Annotated in this window: 25 protein-coding genes and 1 other annotated feature; of the genes, 7 read left to right on the plus strand and 18 right to left on the minus strand. The window is 40.9% G+C overall.

The annotated features are described in order from the left end of the window. Positions 1–151 precede the first annotated feature (151 nt). Together ACYSNU_RS09660 and ACYSNU_RS09665 are read right to left on the minus strand one after the other, a co-directional pair. Complete coding sequence (locus ACYSNU_RS09660) at positions 152–1,369, minus strand: ABC transporter permease (protein ID WP_461737015.1); 1,218 nt, start codon at positions 1,367–1,369, stop codon at positions 152–154. A gap of 15 nt (positions 1,370–1,384) precedes the next feature. After that, positions 1,385–2,134, minus strand: coding sequence for an ABC transporter ATP-binding protein (locus ACYSNU_RS09665; RefSeq protein WP_461737016.1), 750 nt, complete (start codon positions 2,132–2,134; stop codon positions 1,385–1,387). A gap of 164 nt (positions 2,135–2,298) precedes the next feature. Between ACYSNU_RS09665 and ACYSNU_RS09670 the strand changes: the two genes are divergently transcribed. The 3 genes from ACYSNU_RS09670 to ACYSNU_RS09680 all read left to right on the plus strand — a co-directional run bounded on the left by ACYSNU_RS09670 (position 2,299) and on the right by ACYSNU_RS09680 (position 4,353). Continuing rightward, positions 2,299–2,724 (plus strand): HIT family protein, encoded by a 426-nt coding sequence (locus tag ACYSNU_RS09670; protein ID WP_265456279.1) that lies wholly within the window; start codon positions 2,299–2,301, stop codon positions 2,722–2,724. Next, entirely contained in the window at positions 2,725–3,105 is a 381-nt protein-coding gene (locus ACYSNU_RS09675) for a YtxH domain-containing protein (RefSeq protein ID WP_461737017.1), read from the plus strand. It begins immediately after the preceding gene. 210 nt (positions 3,106–3,315) lie between these two features. Then, positions 3,316–4,353 (plus strand): peptidyl-prolyl cis-trans isomerase, encoded by a 1,038-nt coding sequence (locus ACYSNU_RS09680; RefSeq protein WP_461737018.1) that lies wholly within the window; start codon positions 3,316–3,318, stop codon positions 4,351–4,353. 137 nt (positions 4,354–4,490) lie between these two features. Here ACYSNU_RS09680 and ACYSNU_RS09685 read toward each other — a convergent pair whose 3' ends face one another. The 14 genes from ACYSNU_RS09685 to gnd form a co-directional block, all read right to left on the minus strand. Beyond that, a complete protein-coding gene (locus ACYSNU_RS09685; RefSeq protein ID WP_461737019.1) occupies positions 4,491–5,435 on the minus strand; it encodes a 3'-5' exoribonuclease YhaM family protein in 945 nt (314 codons plus the stop codon). Then, positions 5,422–8,124 carry an ATP-binding protein gene (locus tag ACYSNU_RS09690; protein WP_461737020.1) on the minus strand — a complete coding sequence of 901 codons (2,703 nt, stop codon included), beginning with the start codon at positions 8,122–8,124 and terminating at the stop codon, positions 5,422–5,424. The genes ACYSNU_RS09685 and ACYSNU_RS09690 overlap by 14 nt, the downstream gene beginning before the upstream one ends. Positions 8,125–8,172: 48 nt before the next feature. Then, positions 8,173–9,351, minus strand: coding sequence for a metallophosphoesterase family protein (locus tag ACYSNU_RS09695; protein ID WP_461737021.1), 1,179 nt, complete (start codon positions 9,349–9,351; stop codon positions 8,173–8,175). Between the two features lie 233 nt (positions 9,352–9,584). Further along, positions 9,585–10,307 (minus strand): HAD family hydrolase, encoded by a 723-nt coding sequence (locus ACYSNU_RS09700; RefSeq protein ID WP_461737022.1) that lies wholly within the window; start codon positions 10,305–10,307, stop codon positions 9,585–9,587. 139 nt (positions 10,308–10,446) lie between these two features. After that, on the minus strand, positions 10,447–11,088 hold the full coding sequence (locus ACYSNU_RS09705; RefSeq protein WP_461737023.1) for a bifunctional 4-hydroxy-2-oxoglutarate aldolase/2-dehydro-3-deoxy-phosphogluconate aldolase: 642 nt from the start codon (positions 11,086–11,088) through the stop codon (positions 10,447–10,449). A gap of 25 nt (positions 11,089–11,113) precedes the next feature. Further along, a complete protein-coding gene (uxuA, locus tag ACYSNU_RS09710; RefSeq protein ID WP_461737024.1) occupies positions 11,114–12,178 on the minus strand; it encodes a mannonate dehydratase in 1,065 nt (354 codons plus the stop codon). A 15-nt stretch (positions 12,179–12,193) separates the two neighbouring features. Beyond that, entirely contained in the window at positions 12,194–12,640 is a 447-nt protein-coding gene (locus ACYSNU_RS09715) for a PTS sugar transporter subunit IIA (protein ID WP_461737025.1), read from the minus strand. 26 nt (positions 12,641–12,666) lie between these two features. Further along, the gene (locus ACYSNU_RS09720; RefSeq protein WP_461737026.1) at positions 12,667–13,554 is read right to left on the minus strand and encodes a hypothetical protein; all 888 of its coding nucleotides are present in this window, start codon (positions 13,552–13,554) and stop codon (positions 12,667–12,669) included. A gap of 95 nt (positions 13,555–13,649) precedes the next feature. Further along, on the minus strand, positions 13,650–14,156 hold the full coding sequence (locus ACYSNU_RS09725; RefSeq protein WP_461737027.1) for a PTS system mannose/fructose/N-acetylgalactosamine-transporter subunit IIB: 507 nt from the start codon (positions 14,154–14,156) through the stop codon (positions 13,650–13,652). A gap of 22 nt (positions 14,157–14,178) precedes the next feature. Then, positions 14,179–15,039: a PTS system mannose/fructose/sorbose family transporter subunit IID gene (locus ACYSNU_RS09730; RefSeq protein WP_461737028.1), complete on the minus strand. Its 861-nt coding sequence runs from the start codon at positions 15,037–15,039 to the stop codon at positions 14,179–14,181. Between the two features lie 21 nt (positions 15,040–15,060). After that, complete coding sequence (locus ACYSNU_RS09735) at positions 15,061–15,909, minus strand: PTS mannose/fructose/sorbose/N-acetylgalactosamine transporter subunit IIC (protein ID WP_461737029.1); 849 nt, start codon at positions 15,907–15,909, stop codon at positions 15,061–15,063. A gap of 18 nt (positions 15,910–15,927) precedes the next feature. Next, a complete protein-coding gene (locus ACYSNU_RS09740) occupies positions 15,928–17,025 on the minus strand; it encodes an iron-containing alcohol dehydrogenase family protein (RefSeq protein WP_461737030.1) in 1,098 nt (365 codons plus the stop codon). 15 nt (positions 17,026–17,040) lie between these two features. Next, a complete protein-coding gene (locus ACYSNU_RS09745; protein ID WP_461737031.1) occupies positions 17,041–18,039 on the minus strand; it encodes a D-isomer specific 2-hydroxyacid dehydrogenase family protein in 999 nt (332 codons plus the stop codon). 11 nt (positions 18,040–18,050) lie between these two features. Beyond that, positions 18,051–18,950 (minus strand): phosphogluconate dehydrogenase (NAD(+)-dependent, decarboxylating), encoded by a 900-nt coding sequence (gene gnd / locus ACYSNU_RS09750; RefSeq protein WP_461737032.1) that lies wholly within the window; start codon positions 18,948–18,950, stop codon positions 18,051–18,053. Between the two features lie 154 nt (positions 18,951–19,104). Between gnd and ACYSNU_RS09755 the strand changes: the two genes are divergently transcribed. From ACYSNU_RS09755 to ACYSNU_RS09765, 3 genes are all read left to right on the plus strand, one after another. Further along, positions 19,105–19,956 carry a MurR/RpiR family transcriptional regulator gene (locus ACYSNU_RS09755; RefSeq protein WP_461737033.1) on the plus strand — a complete coding sequence of 284 codons (852 nt, stop codon included), beginning with the start codon at positions 19,105–19,107 and terminating at the stop codon, positions 19,954–19,956. A 164-nt stretch (positions 19,957–20,120) separates the two neighbouring features. Continuing rightward, positions 20,121–20,552, plus strand: coding sequence for a phosphate-starvation-inducible protein PsiE (gene psiE, locus ACYSNU_RS09760; RefSeq protein ID WP_461737034.1), 432 nt, complete (start codon positions 20,121–20,123; stop codon positions 20,550–20,552). 412 nt (positions 20,553–20,964) lie between these two features. Then, positions 20,965–21,993 (plus strand): immunoglobulin-like domain-containing protein, encoded by a 1,029-nt coding sequence (locus ACYSNU_RS09765; protein WP_461737035.1) that lies wholly within the window; start codon positions 20,965–20,967, stop codon positions 21,991–21,993. Positions 21,994–22,219: 226 nt separating this feature from the next. Here ACYSNU_RS09765 and ACYSNU_RS09770 read toward each other — a convergent pair whose 3' ends face one another. Together ACYSNU_RS09770 and ACYSNU_RS09775 are read right to left on the minus strand one after the other, a co-directional pair. Next, positions 22,220–22,561, minus strand: coding sequence for a YlbF/YmcA family competence regulator (locus ACYSNU_RS09770; RefSeq protein ID WP_461737036.1), 342 nt, complete (start codon positions 22,559–22,561; stop codon positions 22,220–22,222). Between the two features lie 65 nt (positions 22,562–22,626). Next, positions 22,627–24,801, minus strand: coding sequence for a PBP1A family penicillin-binding protein (locus tag ACYSNU_RS09775; RefSeq protein ID WP_461737037.1), 2,175 nt, complete (start codon positions 24,799–24,801; stop codon positions 22,627–22,629). Positions 24,802–24,963: 162 nt separating this feature from the next. On the opposite strand from ACYSNU_RS09775, the gene ACYSNU_RS09780 reads away from it, so the two are divergent. Then, complete coding sequence (locus ACYSNU_RS09780; RefSeq protein WP_461737038.1) at positions 24,964–25,818, plus strand: RluA family pseudouridine synthase; 855 nt, start codon at positions 24,964–24,966, stop codon at positions 25,816–25,818. Between the two features lie 60 nt (positions 25,819–25,878). Next, positions 25,879–26,115: a binding site (T-box leader), on the plus strand. Positions 26,116–26,155: the final 40 nt, after the last annotated feature.

Genomic DNA, 26,155 nt, shown 5'->3' on the forward strand with positions numbered 1-26,155 from the left:
CATTATTTTAATTCCATCAGATAGCGCCGTCAAGCACATGTATGTTCGTTTTTATAATTTTCACAGAAAAGCAAAGAGAACCCAGTGACTTCCTCAAACGAGCGACCATCACTAAGTTCCCTATTTTTACAAAAATTGACGCTGAATTGTCTTAATCCTGCATCTTCTTAATTCGACTTGGAATATAAAATTTCACAAACAAGAGGACCTCTGCTAACAACAAGACAAAAGCTAGCAAACTGTCTAAAGAAATTCCTAGTACAATAAAATTAATCCCCCCAAAGACGATGGCGGCAAACAATAATAAGCCAAAAATTAATTTTTCTAAGGCGCTTTGCTGCTGTTTTTTCGACACAGGATACAGGTGAGTCAAAATCATATACTTAAACTGATTGTAAAGAGGAATCATCTGAAACCCAATCAGATAAATAAATAGCATAGCCACTCCGGTAGAAAAATAGAAATCATCTAAAAAGGCTAATAAAATGCTACCAATCACCACTAGACGCAGATACAATCCGCTAAATTCAGACCCCCGCATCATCCGTCTGGCATACAGATAAATATAAGTATTGCCATGGGTTTTGCTGATTTTATTTAAAATTGGATCGAGATATTTGCGGCGTTTAACCGTCCCGGTAATCTCCGGCACATCAGTAAAGAGATTGATAAACTGATAGATTCGGTGGACACGATTTTTTTCGGTGAGCACCATTTTTTCCCAGTCCAATGGTTCTAGATTACGGCTAAAATACAAATGCCAAAAAGCCATAACACCTAACCCGGCGCAGATGACTGCTAACCAAGGGGCGACAAAAATCCCCAGAAAAATACTGATTAAACTTAAGGTCAGCCAAATCAGATTGACATTAAAATTCGTCCGTTGATCATGTTGAAACAAGCGGTAATACTGCAAAATTAACTGACAAATTTTTAAGAGCCACAGTGCAATCAGATACCAAATGAAATTACTCAAGCCCCGCTGAGTACTGATGACCAATAGCGGCATCGTAAAGCCGGAAATAAAGATCAGCACAACAAAAGGCAAAATACAGGAATAACGCAGACTGCGGACAAAATAACTTTTTAACGCCCGTTCTTTGGGTAAGAGAAAGACCATATCGGCTTCTTGAGCTAGCGTTGCCAAGCTGCCAAAGTGCAAACTTGCCAGCCACAGAATTCCCACAAAAACAGAAACTAGCCACGAGCCCTGCGGCACACTGCCTAAAATCTGTGAGTAGTACAAGGATAAGCCGCCTAATAAAAAGAGCAGCACAATCGTAAAATGATCATTAAACACATAGCGTAAATAGCGAAGCATCCGCTTTTGATGCCGCCCTAAACGGACTGAAAAAAATTCTCCCATCATAAATTTAAGCCCCCATTAAACGCCAGCGCTAGGCTGCGCTACTTCTTTGGTTAAAGCGACATAAATTTCATCGAGGGAGGAATCCGGCAGATTAAATTCCTGCCGCAGTTCCGCCATTGTCCCCAAGGCGCGAATTTCGCCATTGTGGAGGACGACAAACCGGTCACAATATTTTTCAGCCGTTGCCAAAATATGCGTTGACATCAAAATCGCCGCTCCGTCATTGCGCATCTGATCCATTAATTCTAAGAGGGCATTAATCGCTAACGGGTCAAGGCCTAAAAAAGGCTCATCAATAATATATAAGCTGGGCTCAATTAAAAAAGCACAGAGTACCATCACTTTTTGCTTCATCCCTTTAGAAAAATTAGCCGGAAACCAGTCCAATTTATTTTCTAAACGAAAGGTTGCCAATAATTTTTCTGCTCTGGTAAAGGCCACCTCTTGAGGAATATCATAGGCCATTGCCGTTACTTCAATATGTTCCCGCAAGGTCAATTCTTCATAGAGAGACGGAGTTTCAGGAATATAGCCGATTTTTTTTCGATAATCCTCCGGCTGTTCTCTTAAGGTCAAGCCGTCGATTTCAATTTTACCTTTGGTCGGCGTTAACAAGCCGATAATATTTTTAATTGTGGTGCTCTTACCGGCTCCGTTAAGGCCGATTAAGCCAATCATTTCACCATTATTTACTTCAAAACTAATATCTTTTAATACAGGAATCGGGCCGTAGCCGCCTGTTAAGTCTGTAATTTTTAACGTCATTTCTTTGGCCTCCAATTTTCTTATTCCCATTATACATGATGAAGTTCTTTTCGGGAAAAAGGAATTTTTCAATTGCCGCGATTTATGATAAAGTTATGGCAATTAGTTTTTTAAAAGCTGCCGGCCAATCTTTGCGGCCAGCAATTTGAAGGAGGAGTTTTACGATGGAAAATTGTATTTTTTGTAAAATCGTCAATCAGGAAATTCCCAGCTATAAAGTCTATGAAGATGATCAGGTCTATGCATTTTTAGATATTACCCAAGTAACCAAAGGCCATACTTTGGTCGTGCCTAAACAACATGTGAACGACTTATTTGAATATGACGAGGCTTTGGCAGCCGCTGTGTTTTCCCGTCTACCTAAAATTGCCCGGGCAATCGAGCAGGCCTTCCCTGAAATGCAGGGCCTTAATTTAATCAATAATAATAAAGAGCTGGCTTATCAATCGGTTTTTCATTCCCATGTTCATTTGATTCCCCGCTATAGCAAGCAGGATGATTTTTCGATTCACTTTGGCAACAATCAAGATAACTATACTTCTGAAGAAATGGCAAAAATTGCCCAAACTATTCAAGAGCAGGTGAACTAAATGTTAAAAAATTTTGCAAAAGGCTTATTGTTCGGCGCAGCAGCCGGCGCAGTCGGCGGTTTACTATTAGCTCCCAACAGCGGCAATGAAACCCGTCGAAAAGTCCGCGACAGCCTAGATGAGATGACTGATTTAACGATGGAGGTCAATGATAGCCTAAATAATTTTAAAGACGCCTTGGCTACCACTATCGCCACTGCTGAAGAAATTATTCCAGCTGTCCAAAGCGGCATCGAAAAAGATGTGCGGCAATTTCAATTTCAAGCTGAACCACGGGTGGCGCAAATTATGGAGCAGCTGGAAAAGATTCAAAAAAGAATGCCCCAAGAGCCTACCGCTTCTGTCAAAACAGTCAAGAAAGCAGAAGTTATTAATGATTAACGATTAAAATAAGAAGATTTACTAACTTGTGAGCAATATAAGCGGAAAGGCTAGTTCAAGCCTTTTCCGCCTTTTTTTGTTGACATAACAGCGCCTTCTAAAAAAATTCATATATTATTTTTTTGTGAATGATATTTTCCTTTTTAGTAATTGTGGTATAGTAGTAATTGTGCAAACGCAAAAAAACTATTATAGGAGTGCAATTATTTAATGAAAAAGAAAATTTTGTTTACTACATTAGCCGCTGTCGGTTTGCTAGCTTTAGGGGCTTGTTCTAGCAGCAGCGAAAGCATGAGCGACGAAATCGCTACGTATAAAGGCGGTTCGATTACAGTCGAAGATTACTACGATGAAATCAAATTGAGCAGCACAAATACTAGCACATTACAAAACTTAATCATTTTTACCGTTTTTGAAGAAGTATACGGCGACGATGTCTCTGACGATGATGTGCAAGACCGTTATGACGAAATTGCTGCCAGCTATAGCGATTTTGATTCACAATTAGAAACTTACGGCTACACTGAAGAAACTTATAAGGCTGCCTTAAAACAAAACTTAGCTTTTGAAGCTGGTTTGAAGGCCAATGCTGAAGTAACTGACGAAGATTTAGAAACTGCTTGGGAAAGCTTCCACCCAGAAGTTGAAGCCCAAATTATTTCTGTCACTGACGAAGAAACTGCTAACAGCATTGTGGACCAATTAAACAACGGTGGCGATTTTGAAGAATTAGCTGCTGCCAATTCAACTAACAGCACTATTGATTTTACATTTGATTCTACTTCAACTGATGTACCTGATGAAGTGAAAACAGCGGCCTTTGAATTAGCAAATGACCAAGTATCTAGTGTAATTTCGGTAACTGATTCTTCTACTTACACAACTTACTACTATATCGTGAAAATGATTGCGACTTCTGATAAGGGCGATGATATGAGCGAATACGAAGATACTTTGAAGGAAGTTGCCTTAGATACAATTACTGCTGACCAAACTTTCCGGACTGAAACCATTGCGAAAGTTTTACAAGATGCGAATGTAACAATTAAAGACGACGACTTCTCAAGTCTATTATCAAGCTACTTAACAACAACTAGCTCATCAACAAGTGGTTCTGCTGCAACAAGTTCAAGTTCTGAAGCAACTTCAGATTCTTCAACCGCAGAATCTTCAACTGCTGAGTCTTCTACAACTGAATCATCAACTACAGAATCTTCTACAACTGAATCTAGTAGTGCAGCTGAATAATTAAAATTTGACCAGCCTTAGCTCTCTAGCTAAAGCTGGTTTTTTAGTTTGAAAAAATTCATCTGCCATAACTAATAAAAGCGACCCCCAGAAATTAGCTTAAAAAACTAATTTTTAGAGGTCGCTTGATTTTTCTGTTATTCAGTTTTTGGTACATAAAAACTACGGTTATCCATGCCGAAAATTCTTTCGGTGTATTGTCCCGGTTCCGTTTGCCGGATTGCTGAAAGCATCATTTGCATGGAAGCATCTAAATTATCAATTTGATGCAAAATTTCCGCCTCCATAATCCGCGGCCGAACAGGTGAACCATATTCTAATAAGCCGTGATGCGCCAAGACCATATGTCGCAGCACAATTACATCCTCTGCCTTTTCGTCAATCTTTAATTGACCGCAGGCCTTGACGATTTCTTCGTCCACCATGACCAAATGGCCGACTAAATTTCCTTCAATTGTATATTCCGTGGCAACCGGTCCTGTCAATTCCATAACCTTACCTAGGTCATGGAGCAAAATCCCCGCATATAACAAAGAAGCATTTAGTTCTGGATATTCTTTAGCAATGCTCTTACCTAGATGTAGCATCGTCAATGTATGATAGGCTAAGCCACCGGCAAAGGCGTGGTGATTGCGTTTGGCTGCTGGAAACTCAAAAAATTCCTTTTGAAATTTATTCAATAGGAAACGGACAATCCGATTCCAATGGGCGTTAGTGATTTCAAAAATCGTCTGATTGATTTCCTCTTCCATCGCTTCCCGCTTAAGGGGTGCTCTTTCCATATACAAACTTGGATCAGCGGGCTCCTCTGGTTTCGCTAAGCGCAGATGCAAAATTTTAACCTGGGGATTTCCCTGATAAACTTCCCGCTTACCAGTTAGCAAAACAACTTTCCCAGCTGTATAGCGATTAATTTCTTCTTCAGAGGCATCCCAATATTTTCCATCGATGGTCCCAGAAGTATCTTGGAAGGTAAAAGCGATAAATTTCTTTTTATTTTTAGCCAAACGGACATCGGCACCTTTAATCAAGACAAAAGATTCAAATTCTTCATCCAAGGTGAGCTGTTTAATTTTTTTCAAGGGAATTTCCTCCTAAATAATTTACCGATTGTTGAAACTCTTGATAATAGCTTAACATTTCCCGGTCAGAAGAGAAACAGATGATTTGCTGTTCCTTGCCAAATTCAGCCAAAAGTTTGGCTAATTGCTGCTTGCGACGATAATCATAGTGAAGCCAACCGTCATCAATCATAATCGGAGCCAACTGCCGATTTTTTTCTAAAGCTAAAAAGCCAAAACGAATCGCCATCATTACCTGATCTCGGGTGCCGGTGGACAATTCAAATAAAGAAAACGTCTGCCGTTGTGCACGTAAGACCAAATCCTCTTGGTACTCAATGCTCTGATAGCGCCCTTCTGTCAAAATTTCGATAAAATGGCTGGCCTTACTCAACAAAGCTGGCAATTGGACATTGGAGAGCTCCGTCGATAAATCCCCCAAAAGATTTTCGGCAATCTTGTACTGGCTCCACTCAAGTGCTAACTGCTGAACCTCTGTTTCCAGCCCCGCTAGCTGAGCATATAGCTCATCTAAACGGCCATCTGCTTCCATCTGCTGAATTTCTGCCGACAATCGCTGTTCTTCCTGCAAAACTCTTTGAGAGTGTTGATTGGTGGCGTCAATTTCCTTACGTAAAGCCATCTGCCCATATTGAAACTCGTTTTTTGTCAGTTCCATCGGGAAAAACTCGGCAATCACTGGCTCTAATTCCATTAACCGTTTTTCTGCAGCCCGCAGCTGATTTTCGGCTTCAATAAAGGTCACCAAATCAGAAGGCTGTTTTAATTTGAAGCGCTCCATAAAAGGCTGTAGCTGAGTCAAACTCTCCCGCTGCAATTTTGTCTGCTGCAAAAAATCCTGTTGAATAAATAAAATCTGCTGTTGACTTTGGCTAGCTTTGACCATCTGCATCTGGCGGGCAAAATCTTTAATCTGCTGGAAAATTTCTGGAATGCTGCTGTCTTTTAATGGCAGCCAAGGACTTAAAAACTGAATCTCGTTGAAAAATTGCTGCGCCTCTTGTTCGGCAGTTTCAAACACTGCCTGACCTTCAGAAAAATCCGCCAGCACCTTCAGATAATAAGTTAAATCCTGAAGGCCTTCAGAAAAGTTTTCCAAAGTCAGATTGCCTAAGTGGTGACTGCGAATCACCTCTGAAAAGTTTTGCTGCAATTGCTTAAGGCTCATTTCATTAGTCTTTAGCTGCTCCTCATAGTCAAAAATCGCCCCTTGAACTTGATCCAATTGAACTAATTTTTCCTGCCAGAGCTTTCTTTGACCAGTCTGTGGGCCAGTTGCTTTTTGTTGGCTTTGCTTATTGAAAAAAGCGAGATATCCACCGCCAATTAATAGTAAGCCGGCTAAAAGGAAACCCAAGCCTCTAGCAACACCATTTAAAACTAAAATACTAAAAATCCCTGCAACAAGACCACTGCCAATCAAAACTAACGGCAGTGTTTTAGTAGATGTTGCAGCTGGCCGTTGCAGATTTTCATCTGCTTCTAAAAATTCTACCTCTTGATCTAGTTGCGCCCGTTGTTCATCAGCTAATTGTAGGCGCAGCTGCAGTTGCTGTTCTTCTGATAACAGCTGTTGATAGTCATTTCGAAAGCGCTCCTGTTCCGCCGTTGATAAGGTCTGCGGCGGAAACTGCGGACTCCAGCCCCAAACCGCTTGATAATTTTCTAAAAAATCTTGATCTTTTTGATTGCCCTGTTGATTTAAGCGCTCCAAAACCACCCGCAGCTGAGGTTCCTTTTGCAGAACCTGCTGAATTTGTTCTTCATTTTCTAAATAAAAATAAAAATCATTGCCTAAATTACTGGTGTCCTGCGCTTTTTCTCGCTGTTCTGCCAACTCTTCAATCCGTTTGGCCAGCTGCTGATATTTTTGATATTCCTCATTTAAAAATGCTAATTCCTGATCAGAAATTTGCGGGTGTGCCTGCTGCAGCCGTTGCCACTCCTCATATTGAGGCCAATGGGCTTCCTGTTGAGCAAAGGTCAGATTATCTTCTTGCAATTTGGCATTTTTTTGGGTCAGCTGGTTTAACTCCTGCTGCAATTTTTCCCGTTGCTGAATCAAACGGCCAAAACTTTCCTCTTGGTCCTGTTTGTCTCGAACTTTTTTTTGCAACTGTTGCAATTGCCGCAGCTTCTCGTTTAGCGGCTGCCGCAGTCCCCGCCGTTTATAAATACTCTGGGCCTGATTATCAAAGCGCTGACGCGTTTGAAAAATATCAGCACTGCCGACAGCGCCAAGGGAGGTCAACAGCTCATGCAATTCATTTTCCTGCAGCTGATTTAAATCCGTCAACTGCTCTTGATTTAAAGTAAAGACCTTGCGAAAACTATCTTCTGTCAAAGGGCTTAAAACCTTCGTTAAATAGTCCTCATCAAAGCGATTTCCCTCCTTAAAAACCGTCGCTTTGCCTCGATTTTTGCCGCGGAAACGTTCAATCAGCAAGCTGCCATAAACAGGATGTGAAATCCACAGTCGCCCGCCAAAGCTGGCGCCGTCTGCCGGCTCGTAACTGCGCCGACGCTTGCCTTTATTAGGAAAGCCAAAGAGCATCACAATAATAAATTGATACAAAGTTGACTTGCCCTCTTCGTTCAAGCCAAAAAACAGCTGATTTCCTTTAACAAAATCAAAATTTGTTTGCTGCCATTTGCCAAAGCCGGCAATTTCTGCTTTGATTAATTCCATCTTGTCCTCGTTTCTATCACTAACCATAAATACTCTGTTAGTCTATGTTTACTCCTGCAGCTTAATTAATTTTTGCGTCGCCCTTAGCACCTGCTCTTGAAAATCGTCAGCCAAAATCCCCCGCAAATCTGGATTAGCCGTTAAATCCTTGAGGGCATTATTAAAAATTTCCTGATCCTGATATGACGCCAGCCCTTGATTCAATAATTCTTCAGAAATTGGCAGTCCGCTTTCACTTGCAACAGACTCTAAATTAATCTCAGTCACAACAATCGGCTCATGAACCTGTTGCAGCTGTTGGTTTAATAAGCTTAAGGCTTCTCCTGACTGAACACGTTTGATAAATTCATTTCCCAATTGGTCATAATCTTGTAAACTCAGTCGTAAAAAAGTCTGCCGCTGAGTCGCTAGCGCCGCCTTGATTTTGCCTACTAAAGTTGCTCCCAATTGACCGATTTCTTTTAAATCTTTTAGGGAAATCTGCTGCGTCTGCCAGTCGACTTCAGCTACGGAAACAGCTTCAACTGAAAGATCACTGCCCTTAATATCAACTAATAAAACGCCAGTCCCACTATTTTCTTTTTGATTATGTCCTTGAGGCGTGCCGGCGTAATAGCCCCGCTCAAAAACCTGTTGACCTTTATGAATGTGCCCCAAAGCCCAATAATCATAGCCTTTTTCCGCCAACTGGCCGACTTGAAACGGTGCATAGCGATTTTGATTGCCAATTTCCCCATGATAAACGCCAATATGATAGTCGACCCGCTCCCGCAGTGGAAATTCCAAGGCCTTTTCCTCCACAATCCACGGCTTAGTAAAACTAAAACCGGAAAAAGCCACGGTTTCACCATTGGCTAAAGGAATAATTTTTGTACTGACCTTTTCTTCTGTAAAAACGATTGCCTCTTCGGGAAAATGAAACCAAAATTTATTTTCTTGATAGTAATCATGATTGCCAAAAATCACCACAATTTGAATGTTTGCCTGTGCCAATTGCTGCAAGCCATCAAAAAAAAGCCGCTGCATTTTTAAAGACGACTGGACCTGATGAAACGTATCACCAGCTAAAATTACTGCGTCTACTTGTCGCTTTAAGGCAATATCCAGTGTGTTCTGCCAAACTTGTTGATTGATTCCCTCTAAACTTGTAAAATCAATCCCTTGATTTTGCGGCAGACCTTCAAAGGCCCGATCAAAATGAAAATCCGCTATATGTAAAAGTCGCATAAGGCCCTCCTTTTTTACTTTTGTTAATTTTATCATTCTTTGCTGGCAAATTCAGCAAAAAGGCGAAAATTTGTTCCCATAAAAAAACTGCCTCTTCAATTGATTAGCAAACAAAGTTTTGAAAGAAGACTGTTTTAGACAACCACTTAATAAGCGGTATTGTCTTAAAAAGAAATTCGATAGCTTTTTTCAAATTTTTTTATTTTACTAAATTGAAGTTGCAGTTAGTTTGGTTAGTTGAGCTCTAGGTTTTTTTCTGCCAAAAAATTTTTGGCCGCCAGTAAATCGACAAATTGAAAATCCGCAGTTGTCGGACTTTCTCGAAATTGACTCAAATCTTTTATTAAAGGCGTGCCGTTTTTGCGCACTGGCAAATCCGTAATATCATCTTCAACCAGGATCACAGAAATCCCCGCATTATTGGCAGCTTGAATCCCCGCCCGGGAGTCTTCAAAAATAACCGCTTGCTCTTTTTCTACCCCCGCCTTTTGAACCGCCGCTAAAAATATTTCCGGATCTGGTTTCCCCTTGCTGACATCGTCACCAGTGATGATAAAATCAACATATTTTTCAACATCCTCTAATGCTAAATAGGTCCGAATTTTTTCCTCCGTATTAGAAGAGGCGACCGCTAGCAAAATTTGCTGTTCTTTGGCAAATTCCATCAATTCCACTAATCCTTTTTTCTTGAATACCCGCTGTTCGGCAGCAAAAATCTGGTCCTTATAATGCCCCATTGCCTCCCGCCAGCTATCTGTTGGCTGCTCTTCACCATAAAGATCCTTCATACCTGCAAAAATAGCCGCCTCTGTTTTCCCTGTTAAATAATAGTACACATTATGCGTCATCTCATAATCAAATTCCTCCGCAGATTTCAAATACGCTCGGTATGCTAAGCGCCCAGTCTCAAACATCAGACCATCCATATCAAAAATAAACAATTTTAATTTAGCCAAGTTGTTGCCCCCTTAATAAAAAAATCCCATAGGCCCATGCAGAATCTCCGCCTGACTATGTGCTGTCTTCTATAAAAAGAAAACAGCTAAAATCAAAACTTAATTCCTTCGTGAACTTATGGGATATCTCATAAATTTTTTATTGCTTAATGCCCTTTATTAACTCTGCCAGTACTTTGTTTGCACTGACACCATTGTCTTTTTTAATGGCTTCCTCTGAAATAATAAAGGAGCCGCCCACAGCAATGATGCCTTCAGTTGCTAAATATTCCAAGTAATTGGTATCATTGATACCGCCTGTCGGTAAAAATTCCACATCGTAAAAAGGTCCCCGCAATGCTTTGATGGCCTTTAAGCCACCGTAAATATCGGCTGGGAAGAATTTCACGACTTTAATGCCATATTCAGTTGCCCGCTGAATATCACCGGGAGTAGCAGTCCCCGGAAAAATGGGAATGCCTTGTTGGATGCTGTACTCAATCACTGCTGGCACAACTGCCGGCGAAACGATAAATTGAGCACCATTTTCAACTGCCTGTTGAGCCTGCTCCAGTGTCCGCACCGTGCCGGCTCCGACAATTAATTTTCCGGAAGCCGCCAATTTTTCAATTGCGGCGGCAGCCAAGCTACTGCGGAAGGTCACTTCGATAAATTTGATATCATTGGCAACTAAAATTTCTTCTAATTTATCTAAATACGATAAATCTGTTGCTGTGTACAACGGCAATAATTTAGTTTCAGCAATTTGCTGATACAGTTGGTGATTCATATCTGCTAACATCAGAAAAGCCTCTTTTCCCGCAAATTTATTTTGAACTTTTGCTAACTGCTTCGTGTAATCCTTGCATGTAGGTGATGCCCATCGCCCGGTCGTAAAGTCCATACCCTGGCATTGCCACCTCGCCCCAGACTGTGCGGCCGTGGTCTGGCCGAATCACGCCATCAAAGCCGACATCCACTAAAGCCTTCATCAGCGCATACATATCCAAAGAACCCTCTGTTGAAAGATGAGCTGATTCTTCAAATTTACGCTCCCCTAAGAATTTTACATTCCGGAAGTGGACAAAATTAATCCGCTGACCGACTTCGTGAATCATTTCAACTAAATCATTATCAGGATCAGCTCCCAATGAACCGGTACACATAGTAATTCCATTATAAGGTGAATCGACGATGCTTAAGATTTTTTTCAAGTCGGTGAGGTTTTTGGTAATCCGTGGAAAATCAAAAATTTCCCATGGTGGATCATCCGGATGAATCGCCATTTTGACGTCCATCTCCTCGCAAACCGGAATGATTTTCTTTAAGAAATAAGCAAGGTTGTCAAATAAAATTTCTTCAGTGACGCCTTCGTAAATCTCCACCAAGCTGTTGAACTTATTCAAGCGTTCTTCTTCCCAGCCCGGCAGTTTGAAGCCTCGAGATTGGCTGTGAATCAATTGATACATTTCACTTGGCTGCATATTGTCTACAACTGATTGATCGTACATCAAAGAAAAACTGCCATCTTCATTTTCGTAGAACAAATTAGTTTTGGCCCAACCAAAAATGGGCTTGAAGCTGTAACAAATCATATGAACATCACATTTAGACAAATTTTTAATCGTTTGAATATAATTGTCGATGTATTTGTCCCGTTCATCTGTGCCTGCCTTGATAGCATCGTGAATTGCGACACTTTCAATACCTAATAATTCTAAATTCCCAGCCTCAATCGAATCTTTTAAAGCCTGAATTTCACTTACTTCCCAGACATCCCCTGGCATTTTATTGAGTAACGTACCGACAATGCCATTAATTCCCGGAATTTGTCTTACATTGGCTAAAGGAATGGAATCTCCTTCACCGTACCATCTAAATCCCCATTTCATCTGCTGTCCTCCTTTTTAAAAATCATCGTCCTCGTCGTCATCATCAGCCACTTGTGATATATGCCACAAGTTTAAACCTGCTGTCCCTTGATCTAGAACCGCTTGTCCAACTTCTGCAATATCCGTTCCCAGCAATTGATGATTAATCGTTTCAATCAACATCGGTAAATTCACTCCGCCGATAATATACACAGCATCCTGTAATTCCTTATCCAAACCACTCGCAATTAAAACGGATTGGTTGTATGGACTAGCACTTACTAAGTCGGTCAAAATAATGACCCCATCTCCTTGATTCACTGACAGAACCGCCGCTTTAATTTTTTCTCCTAAAGCTTGCACATCATCGCCTTGGTTTAGATTGACAGTCGCGATGTTATTAGTCGCGCCAATAATGACTTCTGCTGAATCCTTCAACCCATCGCTTAACGTGCCGTGGGTGGCAATTACAATTCCTAACATTGAACATCCTCCTCATATACTAGGTCTTACTTATCTGCTAACAATTTCCTAACTTTTTCTAGATTTTCTACATTTAAGGTTTTCTGATTCAATTTTTCTGGAGACAGCTGATATTCCGCTGGCTCTCCGTCAGCAGCAAAGATGTAATTCACCTGACTGCTCTTTATTTCATAATCAATTTGGGCGGCTTCCAATGTTTTTTGCGATATATTTTGACCGATAAAATGCAATGGCGCCGAAGCTCCAATACAATCTAAGTAGAAAAGCTGTGCCCGCGGATTGCTACTTTGCCGCAAGACCTCTAGTCCGACTTCCCCATAACTACCTTCGTCAATAAAAGCGAAAGCTGTCTTCTTATCAGTCATCTCCTTGGCCATGGACAACAAAAACAAGACCGACGAAGTATTCCGAATCAAGTTATTTCGTCGTGAAAGCCCTTGGGTCACTTTGCCAAGACCATAAAAATAAATTCCAAAAATCACAATAGCCAATAATGTTATCGGTGAAGAAATATCAAAGGGGCTGGTGACCATATTCATATAAAGTAGCGTACCGCCAATGCCGACTGCCACCATCAATAAAGTCGAGGCAAGGATAAACTGCAACGTCTTTTTTCCTTGCTGTTGTGAATTAAAGAAACGATAGCCACCAAAGCTTTGCGGCGGTGTATCATAATAGCTGCAAATTATTTTATCGGCCTTTTCAATATCTCCAACATAAATATTGCGGGAAGCATTTTTCTTTGTTGCATTGTACTCCACCACTTGAATATCTTGGCGAAATTTGGCGATATCTGCCACCAAGGCAGAAATAAATCGTTTTTTACTGCGATCTGTCCGCCTAACCCGCATCACATATTGGTAGCGAAATAACCAATCCTTAAATTCTTCACCTGTAAACATGTTATCACCCATCATTTCCACTCTTTAAAGAGAAGGCTGTGACATCCCCTGCCGATTTGCACTATCAGCAAATCAGCTTAGTCAATGGCACAGCCAAGTTTATTTTCCTATAAATTAAATTGTTTCAAAACATCTTGCAGACTGGATTTTGGTGCTGAAGGTGTTGCTTGGAAATAGATATCTTTAACGCCGTAATTTTCATTCAAATCCTTCAAGCGTTCTGCATCCTCTTTATTCAGATAAACTGATTTGGTCACTAATAAATCTTTGTCCGGGTCCTTTTGGGCAATCCCACCAATATTTAATTCCTCCATTGGAATACCATGTTTCACCAAATCATAAATTGTGCTGACCGTTTTCACAATCAAGATACAATTATAATCTTTGAATTCATATTCATCCCAATAGAATTTGGCTTTTTCGGGGGTGATGACAATTGTTTTTTGTCCAGTTCGACTACCGGCATTTTTATACAAGTCCCGCATAAATTTATCTTTCGCAACTACTTCATCCACAACGAAGATTGAATTGACACCGCTTTTTTGTGAAAGAGTCACCATCACTTGACCATGAATTAAACGTTCATCGACCCGTGCTAAATTAATTTTTCCCATCTTAGAACCACTTCCTTAATTTTTATAGTATTCCGATACCAGCCAAGACAATTAAAATTGCTGTCAGCCATAACAGGGCTTTCGTTACATTGAGACCTTTTTTCGTGTAATACCAGTATACACCCATTACGACTGCCAGTGGTAAAATCCCAGGGACAATCTGATCGAGAATATCCTGAACAATAAACTCTCGGCCTGAAATCGCAAACTGTAATGTCGATGAAACTTTGACATAGTTACCAGCTAAGACTCCCATCATAAACAAACCAAGTACAGAAAGGGTTTCAATCGCTGTTTGAACACCGGTACTTTGCATCAATCCTGAAGCATTGCGGCCCATACTGAAGGCCTGCCGTGCAAAGAAAACACCTAACACTGCTTGATAAATCGCAAAACAGACAAACGGGAAGAGTGCACCTAGAGCACTTCCTTGTTGAGCCCAAGGGACAGCAATAGCGATAAAGATATATTGGACTGTTCCTGAGTCAATCGCATCCCCAATACCAGCTAAAGCGCCCATCAGACCAGCTTTGGTATTGTACATTAAATCATCTTGCATCATGACTTCTTTTTCTTCATATTCCTCTTCAGCCCGTTGTTGTTCCATTGATGACATCAGACCGGTGATAACGCCCCCACCCCAACTCAGCTGAGTATTGAAGAACAATAGCTGCCGTTTATAAGCGGCCTTTAGTGAATCATCATTTTTATAGAGTTTTCTTAAAATCGGCATCATCGCATAAAGTAGAGATGGTGCTAGATAGCGTTCGAATGAATGAGGAATTTCATTGGCGAAATGCCATCTTAAGTAGGCTTTCGTCACATCTTTTTTAGTTATATCCTCTGGTGCTAAATTAGTTTTAGTCGTTACTTCTTCTGCCATGTTTTTCGCTCCTCCTCTGGTTTAGAACCCGTCATCGTAATCATCGTCGTCATCAAAATCACTACTTGATCCGCCATTATCGCTGCTAGCACTAGCTACGGCTTTATTTTTACCGCCCTTTTGCGATTGGACAAAGATTAAGGCAATTAAAACGCCGAAGATTGCATAAGTTACCATCGTGATTTCTAATGAAGCCAAGACAACACTCATAAAGTATGCCAAGAAGAAGAACACCATAAAGTCTTTACGACCGATAACATAAACAGTTGTCGCAATCCCGATAGCAGCTAAACCGCCACCGACTACTTCTAAAATGTGAATCACAACGGTTCCTTCTAAAGCATTGATAACATCGGCAATAACTGGTGCGCCAAAGTACAAAGCAATAAAGACTAAAGGTACAAACAGAATAAAGGAAGCAATCGTCGGATACCAGATGATAGAACGAGCAATTGCTTTTGGATTTAAGTCTTCCACTGCTTTATCCGTATACTTACCTAAGAAAGTATTGATGAAGAAACGGAATTGATACAAATAGCTTCCTAACAAACCAACTGGAACGGCAACAGCAATCGCTGCCTCCGGTTGTAAATCCCCTAAAAGAGCTACCGGTACGGCAATCGCTGCGGCAATTGACGGCTCTGCCGGCATCGAACCCCCTGGTGAGAAAACTCCCATATAAATCATCTGTAAAGCGGCAGTAACAATCATCGCCTGTGCGACATCTCCCATAATAATCCCTACGACCAAACCGGTCATTAAAGGTGAGAAACGCAGGGTTAAAGTCGCCCCACCACCTAGCCATCTTGACATGACAGCGGCAACCCATAGGGCAATCAGTAAACTTTGAACTACAGTTAATGTATTCATTTTATCCTCCTCTAAACCTTATTTAAAATAATCTTCTAATTGATAAATTGCATCCCGTAATAAGTCCTTGGTAATTGGAATCGGAATCAAGTGGACTTTTTCTTTTGAATCAATAAAATCAACAATTTCAGTAATCACTTGAGGATCCTCTGGAAAGATTTCCATTTGATGTAGAGAAATCGGCAAGTTTAACTCTTGATAAAATGGCATTAAATCATCAATTTCTGACCACTTGTTTTCCAGTGCCATCTGATAAAAAATTCCGTAAGCCACTTTTTCCCCATGGAGAAAGTGATGACTTTTTGGCAGATATTTACTGATAGCATCATGCATTGCATGGGCAGCGGCATTGCGGGCGTATTTATCGCCTAAGCCTCCCACCAAACCAGCGACAGCAAAAACAATTTCTGAAAGATGAACAAATTCTTCTGAGACGATACCTGACTGCATATCTGCTATGGCTTTAGCGCCATCTTCCATGATTGCTTCTTTACACAGTTGCGCCACATAACCAGCAACTTGTAAGAAAGGTTCCTTTTGCAATTCTGGTTGAGCCAAGATACTGACAGATTCATACCACTTTGCAATCGTATCAGCTAACCCGGCGATAAAATATTCAACCGGTGCATCAATCACTAATTCTGGATCAGTAATCAAGAAATTCGCTTGTCTAAGATAATGCTCCGACTTGCCTTCTGACTCACCGCTTTCTTTATACATGACGGACAGTGGTGTCCATGGTGCACAATTACTAGCTAAAGTTGGAATCACTCCAAAATTCACATTTAATTGATGGGCAGAAAAACCAACTAAATCGGCCAGTTTCCCACCGCCAACACCAATGATAAAATCAATTTCCTGCGCTGCCACCAATTCAGCAATCAAGTCTGCTCCATAATAGCTACACTCGCCAGTATAACGATGATAGAAAAATTGATAATTTGCATTTTGTAAAAAATCCAATCGTGGTCGAGCTTTTTCCCAAGAAACATTCCCGTGTACCACAAGGATTCGCTGAGCTTGGAACTCATCTAAGACCGTTGGCACAAAATCTAGCGCTCCTTGATGATAGCGATAAAATTGTGGTCCAACCTTGACCTTTAAATCTGTTAGCACCCTACAACACCCCTTTTAAAAAAGATACTTACTCACAGCTTGTACCGCCCGTTCCGGCAATCTCTGTTTTGACACATCAATAACATCCCGCACGCACTTATTACCCATTTCCTCTAAACATTCCATTGTATAGGCCGAGGTATGGGGCGTGATGACCACATTTTCAAATGCTAGATAAGGATAATCCTTTCTGCCAGGCTCTTCTTCTAACACATCAGTTGCAAAGCCAGCAATCTTACCAGAAGTTAAGCCAGCAACAATGGCCGCTTCGCTGACTAAAGCACCGCGAGCACTGTTAGAAATATACACATGCTCCTTCATCTGAGCAATTTCAGCAGTATCAATCATATGATAATTTTCTTCGGTTAGATTAGCACATAGGCAAATAATATCTGATTTCGCTAAAAGCTCAGCAAACTCAACTTTTTTCCCACCGTAGCTTTGAATATGCAGATGGGATTTATAAGGATCATAGGCTAAGACCTCGCAACGGAATCCATTACGCAATATTTCAACAACGCAGCTACCAGTATTGCCGACGCCAATTACACCGACTGTCTTATTGAAAAGAGCACGACCGACAAAATCGGCCCGCTTCTCCCACTGATCTTTGCGAACAGCATTTTGAGCTTCAATACTGCAACGGAGCAAAGCTAATAAATTGGTGACATTATTTTCTGCGACAGCATCCCGCTCTACTAATGCTGGGATAATGGTGACGATGGTATTATGTTTTTTCGCTGCCTCTAGGTCTACATTGTTATACCCGATGCCATGCCGAGTAATTAAAATAAGTTCATCTTTATAATCAAAAAATTCCTGAGTAAAAAATGGCGTGACACTCGCAATAATAATATTGTAGCCCTGTAAAATCTCAGCAAGCTCCTTGCCACCAATCTCACCGTCGACATTAAAAAATTCTACCGGTCCAATCTTCTCTAATTCAGCAATATGCTGGGGAAAGACTTTTCCAAAACTGCTGGAATTAACAATAGCAATTGAATAGTTTGACACCCTACGCCCTCCTAATCCTTTTTCACGACTGCATGACCACCAAATCCATTACGTAAAGCTGAAACAACTTTTGCTGAAAAACTATCTTCTTCCTGCGACAAGTTCCGCATAAACAAACTTAAAGCAATTGTCGGTACCGGCACCTCCATTTCAAGGGCCGTTTCTACCGTCCATTTGGCTTCACCTGACGCCGCAACTACTCCACGGTAATCTGCCAGTTTAGGGCTCTCTCTAAATTGCGCTTCAGCGATTTCCATCAACCAGCTACGAACAACTGAACCATGATTCCACACTTGGGCAACATCGGCTAAATCAAAATTGTAATCACTTTGCTCTACCAGTTGAAAGCCTTCGCCAATCGCTTGCATCATGCCGTATTCAATCCCGTTATGGACCATTTTCAGAAAATGACCACTGCCTGAAGCGCCAGCATATAAATAGCCCTTCTCCACTGCCAGGTCTTGAAAAATTTGTTCAATAGTCGAAAAAACTTCTTGGTCTCCGCCAATCATCAGACAAGCATCTTGACGGGCACCAGAAATCCCGCCTGAAGTCCCGCAGTCAAAATAGCTGATCTGTTTCTCAGCAAATTTGGCAGCTCGTCGAATTGAATCTTTGTAATTCGAATTGCCGCCTTCGATTACGATATCGTTTTCATTTAACAATGGAAAGAAAACATCTAAAACATTTTCGGTAATCTCCCCTGCTGGCAACATCAACCAGATAATCCGTCGTTCATTAAAGGATGCAACCAAATCCGCCGCTTCAGAAAAAATAGTAATTCCTTTCTCTTTTGCTGCTTTCACCGCTTCAACCGAAACATCCATCCCTTTGACATCATAACCATGATCTTTTAAGTTGTAGGCAAGATTTAAGCCCATCTTTCCCAAACCGACAACCCCAACTTCCATGTTAGCGCCTCCAATCTTTATAATTTCATTATACAAAAAAATATTTTTTTGTAAAGGTAAAAATAAAAAATATTTTTTGTTGATTTTTTTTTGCAAACGCTGTATCTTTACTTTAGAAACAACTGAACCCGAAAAACGTAAAGGAGGGTACCAGATGACTGTCTCCATTCGTTTACAAATTAAGACAATGTACGATAGTTTTAGTCCCAAAGAACAAAGGATAGCCGATTTTATTTTAGAAAATCCCCTGCAGGTCAGCCACAGTTCTATTAGTGATATTGCCAATCAGCTGGCGATTGCTGACTCGACTTTTTTCCAGTTTACAAAAAAGCTCGGTTATAATGGCTTCAAAGATTTCAAAATGGCTCTTTTAACTCAAGAAAAAGATTTTCCGGCAATCTCTATTCACGAAAATATTCAAAAAGACGATAGCAATCTGACAAAGGCTCAAAAAGTCTTTGACTCCAATATCTCAACGCTAACAGACACGAGAAAGCTCCTAACTGAGGAGGATTTGGATAAAGCTGTCAGCTATATCAACAATGCCCAACGTTTATACTTTTTTGGTGTGGGGGGCTCAGAAATTGTCGCCACTGATGCCTATCATAAGTTTCTACGTTCGCCGGCAACAGTCTTCCACAGCACGGATTATCATATTCAATTAATGGAAGCTTCTTTGATGACAAAAGATGATTGTGCCATTTTGATTTCACATACTGGAAAATCAAAGGAAACCATTCGCATTGCAAAACTAATTAAAGAAACTGGCGCCAAAATCATCGTGTTAACCAGCTATGCCCGCTCACCCTTAGCGGCCTTTGGTGATGTCGTCTTTATCGCAATCTCTGAGGAAACTGAATTCCGCTCTGAGGCATTGGCTTCGCGGATTTCTCAGCTGAGTATCATGGACTCGCTTTATGTCATCTTGATGTTTTCCAAGACAGAAGCAGCCCAAGAATCTATTTCTAAGGTTCGCAAAGCTATTTCTTCCATTAAAGATATGTAAAATTGCCGGCTTTTACTACCCCATTGCCCACCCCAAAAAGGACAGCAACCCATCTCTTCTAGAGAAAGTTGCTGTCCTTTTTATGTCCTTTTGGCGGCAAAAAAGATAAATCCAAAAACAAAAAGTTTTTCTTATGGTAAAATTAAACAAAAGGAGCCGAAAATATGAATGAAACCCGTTACCATGAATTAAAGAAAATTCTAAATATTATTTTAGATGTTGTTTTAGGAATCTTAGCCATTATCGTTTTAATCTTTATGGCCCGCTATCTGTTAGATTTGTGGCGTTTTATCTTTGAACCTGTCAATTCAGACAACTTTACAATTATCATGTCGGAGATTACTTCCTTCTTTATGTTGTTTGAATTTGTGATGATGATTGTCCGCTATATTCAAGAAGGTCATCACATTCCGATTCGCTATTTGATCTTAATCAGCTTGACTGCGATTTTAAGACAGCTGCTGGTAATCCATGGAGAAGCCGAGCAAACTCTGCTCTTATCGATTTCAATTCTCCTACTAGTGATTGTCCTTTACATTTTAAACAAAGTCAGCACTTCATTTCATAACCATCATCATGACCAAGAAAATCCTTAACCAAAAATTGCCTGCGAAATAAATTTCGTGACAGTTATTTAATTCTTCAAATTTTTCTAAATTTAGAAAAATTTGAAGAATTTTTTTGTGCTATTTTTTTATTTTCAAGAAAAAATGTAAATGTTTTTATGAGTTCCAAAAACCCTTGTCAAGTCAGACGACTCAAGGAATCATTCACTTTTTACCCCTCCGAAAAATTCTGAGAACGTTATTTTATCTGTCTTTTTTTATATATGCAGAAAAATTCTTGAAATTGAACGGGAAACCCTTGAGAGCCATAAGGTTTTTCACTTTTGTTATTTCAAAACCGATTCCGGAACTACAGCTTTTACTGAATCGGCTCTATACTATGGGTGTAGATTTGATTTATCGATAAATGGAATCCGCCAATAAAAATTTGGAGGACCCAAAAATGAAAGATACGAATAAAAAGTTGATGGTTGTAGGAATTTTAGTTGCTGGTGCGGTATTTGTCTCAGGTGGTGCCTTGGCATACCAATCACTAACTCCTGCAGACGTTGCAGATGCAGAAACTTTAAGCAGTGTTGACTTAGCTAATCAACTGGCTGCTGACAGTACAGAAGATTCAATTCAATTAATCGAAAATGTTCCCGAAGCTGGTGATTCTCTCACAGATAATGTTGCACCGGTAATTACGACTGAAGATGTAACAATTGATGAAGGAACCGATTTAAATATTTTAGATGGTGTAACCGCCAAAGATAATGTTGATAAAGATGTAACAGATCAAATTCAAACAGAAGGTACAGTTGATACCCAAACACCCGGCACTTATGAAGTTAAATTGAGTGTCACTGATAAAGCTGGCAATACTGGAACAGCTACTAAAACAGTCACAGTCAATGAAGTTGTTCAACCTGAAGCAGTTGCACAAACAGTCAGCCAAGATACAACGGCTGCAAGTTCATCTACTACAACTGCTGATAATTCATCAGCAGCCAGCGATTCTAGTAGTGCTGCTCAAGGCAGTAGTACATCGACCAATGTTTCAGCAACTTCATCATATTCAGCAATGACCATGTACCTTGCTGGCACTGCCATCCCTTACCAAAATGGCGGCCAAGGCAGCGGTCAAAGCATTATTGACAGCAATCCCAACGGAACGATTTCAACTTGGGGAGGTGCAGCTGTTCAATCTGGTACAGATGGCTTAAACACACATTTTATTGGCCATAACCCTGGTATTTTCTCAGCAATTTTCAGTTTAGGTTCTGGCAGTCAGATTGTTGTCACTGACAGCAACGGCACACCAACCACTTATACAGTCTCTTCAATTTTCCAAGTCGATGATTCTGCTGTCGGTATTAGCGACGGTGTTAATTACTGGAGCACCATTACCGGAAGCGGTGGCGGTGAAAGAATTACTCTGCAGGCTTGTGTCAATGATACTGTTAATTTAATTGTCGTGGCCTACGCTTAACCGTAGCCTTCCTATCAATTGCAAATAAATAAAACCGAAGCTCTCACTAGTCGGCCTTTAGCAAATTGTTCATTTTTAGCAATCTGCACTTGGTTTTCTAAGAGAGCTTCGGTTTTTTCATTTTCCAAAATACAAAAAAGAGCCTCTATCGCGACTGAAAACTCTAAAGGTCAATTACTTACCTCTATAATTTTATCGGCGGAGAAGCTCTTTAGTTTTAACTTAATTATCCTTGATACATTTCCCGTACTGGCGTCATGATGATGCGGTTTAAGTCATTCATAATTGTGCTGAAGGCTTGTTCCTTTTCCATCATAGTATTAATTAATGGTGCAGCTTGAACTTTCGCTGCCATTTCCTGTGCGTTAGTAGCATCTTCATCGGTGATTTCTTGACCTTGCATGCTTTTTTCTTGTAATTGCATTTGCAATGCTTGGAAATCTTGGAAAACTTGATACGCTTCACTGTCAGCTTTAACTGCTTCAAAAGCTTCCTGTAGGGCTTTAAATTCAGGTAAAGTTCTGATTTCTTGTTCGATTTGATTGGCACTATCGTAAATATTAGACATTTGGATAAGCTCCTTTTCTTGATATCTTTTATTGTAACATGAAATCCACCTTTTGATAGGCAAAATTAATCTCCGGTAATTGAATTCCACCAGTCGCTGGCACCGCCGACAAGGTTGTCAAAGCCATCTTTTATCTGACCACCAATTTCCTTCAAGCTGTCGCCAACACCACTCAATGAATCTGACCAGCTACTACTGCTATCAGAGCTGGAGTCACTGCTGTCACTTGTATCATTGTAATCCTCTGTAGAGACAACTTGACCATCTGTCAAATAGGCGTCAACAACATCAAAGCTGGCCGATTCCACATAAGGTAAAATAGCTTCCGTCTGCGCCTTGAAGACCGGCGCGACTCCAGTACTGCTGGAGCCTTCAAGATAATGGCTTTCATCCGTCGTCGGAAAACCAATCCAAGTTGCGACAACGATATTAGGCGTATAACCGACAATCCATTGGTCACTATTTGCTGTATCTGAGAAACTGGCTTCTTGAGTACCAGTTTTCCCTGCCAGCGTATACCCGCTAGGATTGGCTCTTGAACCTGTCCCATTTGAAAAGACTCCTAATAGCATACTCGTCATAGCATCCGTGACATCACTGCTGGTCACTTTCGAGCCACTTTGATCTGTGTTGTCGACAATCACGGCGCCGCTAGAATCCACAATTCTAGTAACTAGATGAGTGTCATACAAGGTGCCGCCATTGGCAAAGACCGCATAAGCTTCAGCCATCTGTTGCGGAGACACACCCTTTTCCAAGCCACCTAGGGCGAGACCATAATAAGCATCTGATTCTGCCAGTGGAATGCCAAATTTTTGCGTTTCGGCATAGCCGACATCGACACCAATTTCATTTAGCAGCCAGACAGCCGGACTATTTAAACTTTGGGCAACTGCCTGATACATGGGGACTTCACCGGAATAGGTGCCATCATAGTTCTTAACATCATAATAATCCAGTGCCGTATCCTGTAAAATACTGCTTGGCGTGTAACCCGCCTCTAAGGCAGCCGTATAAACACTAATTGGTTTTAAAGTGGAGCCCGGTGCGCGTTGTGTCTGAGTGGCATAGTTAAAGCCCCTCAGGGTATAATCGCCTCTGCCCCCCACCAAGGCTGTTACACCACCGGTATTAGGGTCAACGGCAACTGAGCCGGATTGAACGATTTGCCCATCTGCTGCCGCATCCGGGAAGAGATAATCATTTTCAAAAACTGTCTGCATGGCAGTTTGCTGATTTTGATCTAAGGCTGTATAAATCTGATAACCATCCTGTAACAAATCTTCCTCATCAATACCATATTCATTGGTGATTTCATTGATAACTGCATCAAAATAATAGGGATAGCTGTAGTCATCTTTGGCTTCATAATTATCATAAAGCAATGTTGTAATATCGACGCTGTTTTCAGCATCATATTGCTCTTGTGTAATAACGGCATCCTCCAGCATCAAAGAAAGCACCGTGCTTTTCCGATTGTTGGCATTTTCTGGATTATCGATTGGATTGTAAATGCTCGGTCCCTTCAGCATGCCAGCCAGCATGGCCGCTTCGCTGATGGTGACTTCACTAGCGCTAACACCAAAATATTTCTGAGCTGCATCTTCAACGCCCCAAACGCCATTTCCAAAATAACCATTATTCAGATACATTTCTAAAATTTGATCTTTAGAGTATTTTTTCTCAATTTCAATCGCCATAAATAATTCTTTGGCTTTCCGGGTCAAGGTTTGATCTTGGGTTAAAAAGGCATTTTTAGCTAATTGCTGGGTGATGGTACTCCCACCACCGGCAATCGAACCTGATCGCAGCGAGTTAAAGGCCGCCCGTAAAATCCCCTTAATACTGAAGCCATTATGACTATAAAAGGTTTTATCCTCTGTGGCAATCACCGCCTGTTGAATATAAGTTGAAATATTCGCCAAATCCGTGTAGGTACCTTTCTGACCGAAAGTTCCTGTCAAAGAGCCCGCTTCTTCCCCATCTTTGTCATAAACTACGGTGGAGGCCCGCAAATTTGATTCCAAATCGGCTACATCGACTGATTTAGCAACTGTATAAAGATAAATGCTAGTAACTAAAACTGCTACTAAGGATAATAAAATAATAATTTTATTGATGTGATATTTTTTCCAAATCCGCTTACGGGCTTGATGAAATCTTGATAGATATGGCTTAAGCCAGTGCCAAAACTTTTTAAACCCTTCGCCGATTTTTTTTAAAATTCCTTGAAAATCCATTTAAGGCTACTCCGTTTCCAATAAAAATTGTAAAATATGCTATATAGTTTACCATAAGTCTAACTGTTCTAAAATTTTAGGATAGCCCTCTGATTATAGAGGATAAATGTAAGGAATATCCTACAAAACTATTAAATATCTGATAAATTTTAAGGAGCTCCCATGGAATATACAATCACCTTGCCAAAAAATCATCCGGAAATCACGCTACGCCAGCTTTTGGAAGAAGAATGGCTGGTCCCACGAAAAGTCCGCCATTTTTTACGAATTCGTAAAAATATTGCGGTCAACAAGCAGACTGCTATGTTTCACCAAATTGTTCACGGCGGCGATCAGATTACGCTAGTCTTGGAGGCTGAGGATTATCAGCATCAAGCAATTGCACTGGGCAATCCCGCATTGGTTAACGTTCTCTTTGAAGACGAGCATGTTATCGTTGTCAATAAACCGGCTGGTATTAAAACTCATCCCAATCAGCCGACGGAAAATGATACTCTATTAAACCACTTGGCCGCCTATCTAAAACCAACAGGAACTCAGCCGTTTGTCGTGCATCGTTTGGACAAAGAAACTAGCGGCTGTATCGTCTTTGCCAAAAATCCGTTGGTGCTGCCGATTTTAGGTCGTCTCTTGGAAAGTAAACAAATTCAGCGGTTTTATCAAGCAATCGTTAAAGGTCAGCTGAAAGAGGATCTGACGATTGCCAAAAAAATCGGCCGTGACCGTCATGACCGCCGCAAGCGAATTATCGATCCTAAGAATGGCCAAGCAGCCATCACCCATGTGCATGTCGTCAAAAGCGGCGCAACCTCTAAGATAATTTGCCAGCTGGAGACTGGCCGCACTCATCAGATTCGCGTGCATTTATTAAGTATCGGCCATCCACTGGTCGGCGATCCTTTGTATAATCCCGGTAGTCGTAAGCACCGGCTATCTCTTCACGCCTATCAGCTTAAAATGCCCCACCCGTTTTCTAAAGAAGAAATTTTGGTCACAGCCGAGCCGGGATTATGGTAGAAACCTCCAAGAAAGCTTGACAAGCTGAAAGCACAAATGCTAAACTGCTGATAATTTCATACACAAGTGTTGAGAAGAACGAGTACTTTAAGTGGTATTTTACAGAAAGCAGCCGGCTGATGAGAGGCGCAAAGAAAACTTTTAGGAATACATCTTTGAGCTGTCACCTGAATTTTTAGTAGGGGAATCGGGCTTGCGTCCGTTAAAAACGCACAAGTATCAGAGGTACTTGTTGAGGGAAATTGTCTGAGCAATTTCTGAATTTAGGTGGTAACACGTCTGTTGGACGTCCTTTAGCTGAATAAGCTGAAGGGCGTTTTTTTTTATTAAAAAAGGA

The organism is Enterococcus sp. LJL120 (assembly GCF_054871765.1).

What these genes read in the sequence shown, in the direction of transcription:
- ACYSNU_RS09735 (WP_461737029.1), bottom strand. Translation starts at nt 15,909, where the DNA reads ATGAATACATTAACTGTAGTTCAAAGTTTACTGATTGCCCTATGGGTT.
- ACYSNU_RS09770 (WP_461737036.1), bottom strand. Translation starts at nt 22,561, where the DNA reads ATGTCTAATATTTACGATAGTGCCAATCAAATCGAACAAGAAATCAGA.
- ACYSNU_RS09765 (WP_461737035.1), top strand. Translation starts at nt 20,965, where the DNA reads ATGAAAGATACGAATAAAAAGTTGATGGTTGTAGGAATTTTAGTTGCT.
- ACYSNU_RS09775 (WP_461737037.1), bottom strand. Translation starts at nt 24,801, where the DNA reads ATGGATTTTCAAGGAATTTTAAAAAAAATCGGCGAAGGGTTTAAAAAG.
- ACYSNU_RS09725 (WP_461737027.1), bottom strand. Translation starts at nt 14,156, where the DNA reads ATGGGAAAAATTAATTTAGCACGGGTCGATGAACGTTTAATTCATGGT.
- ACYSNU_RS09730 (WP_461737028.1), bottom strand. Translation starts at nt 15,039, where the DNA reads ATGGCAGAAGAAGTAACGACTAAAACTAATTTAGCACCAGAGGATATA.
- ACYSNU_RS09680 (WP_461737018.1), top strand. Translation starts at nt 3,316, where the DNA reads ATGAAAAAGAAAATTTTGTTTACTACATTAGCCGCTGTCGGTTTGCTA.
- uxuA (WP_461737024.1), bottom strand. Translation starts at nt 12,178, where the DNA reads ATGAAATGGGGATTTAGATGGTACGGTGAAGGAGATTCCATTCCTTTA.
- ACYSNU_RS09755 (WP_461737033.1), top strand. Translation starts at nt 19,105, where the DNA reads ATGACTGTCTCCATTCGTTTACAAATTAAGACAATGTACGATAGTTTT.
- ACYSNU_RS09670 (WP_265456279.1), top strand. Translation starts at nt 2,299, where the DNA reads ATGGAAAATTGTATTTTTTGTAAAATCGTCAATCAGGAAATTCCCAGC.
- ACYSNU_RS09675 (WP_461737017.1), top strand. Translation starts at nt 2,725, where the DNA reads ATGTTAAAAAATTTTGCAAAAGGCTTATTGTTCGGCGCAGCAGCCGGC.
- ACYSNU_RS09720 (WP_461737026.1), bottom strand. Translation starts at nt 13,554, where the DNA reads ATGGGTGATAACATGTTTACAGGTGAAGAATTTAAGGATTGGTTATTT.
- ACYSNU_RS09660 (WP_461737015.1), bottom strand. Translation starts at nt 1,369, where the DNA reads ATGATGGGAGAATTTTTTTCAGTCCGTTTAGGGCGGCATCAAAAGCGG.
- ACYSNU_RS09690 (WP_461737020.1), bottom strand. Translation starts at nt 8,124, where the DNA reads ATGGAATTAATCAAAGCAGAAATTGCCGGCTTTGGCAAATGGCAGCAA.
- ACYSNU_RS09665 (WP_461737016.1), bottom strand. Translation starts at nt 2,134, where the DNA reads ATGACGTTAAAAATTACAGACTTAACAGGCGGCTACGGCCCGATTCCT.
- ACYSNU_RS09715 (WP_461737025.1), bottom strand. Translation starts at nt 12,640, where the DNA reads ATGTTAGGAATTGTAATTGCCACCCACGGCACGTTAAGCGATGGGTTG.
- psiE (WP_461737034.1), top strand. Translation starts at nt 20,121, where the DNA reads ATGAATGAAACCCGTTACCATGAATTAAAGAAAATTCTAAATATTATT.
- gnd (WP_461737032.1), bottom strand. Translation starts at nt 18,950, where the DNA reads ATGGAAGTTGGGGTTGTCGGTTTGGGAAAGATGGGCTTAAATCTTGCC.
- ACYSNU_RS09705 (WP_461737023.1), bottom strand. Translation starts at nt 11,088, where the DNA reads ATGTTAGCAGATATGAATCACCAACTGTATCAGCAAATTGCTGAAACT.
- ACYSNU_RS09695 (WP_461737021.1), bottom strand. Translation starts at nt 9,351, where the DNA reads ATGCGACTTTTACATATAGCGGATTTTCATTTTGATCGGGCCTTTGAA.
- ACYSNU_RS09780 (WP_461737038.1), top strand. Translation starts at nt 24,964, where the DNA reads ATGGAATATACAATCACCTTGCCAAAAAATCATCCGGAAATCACGCTA.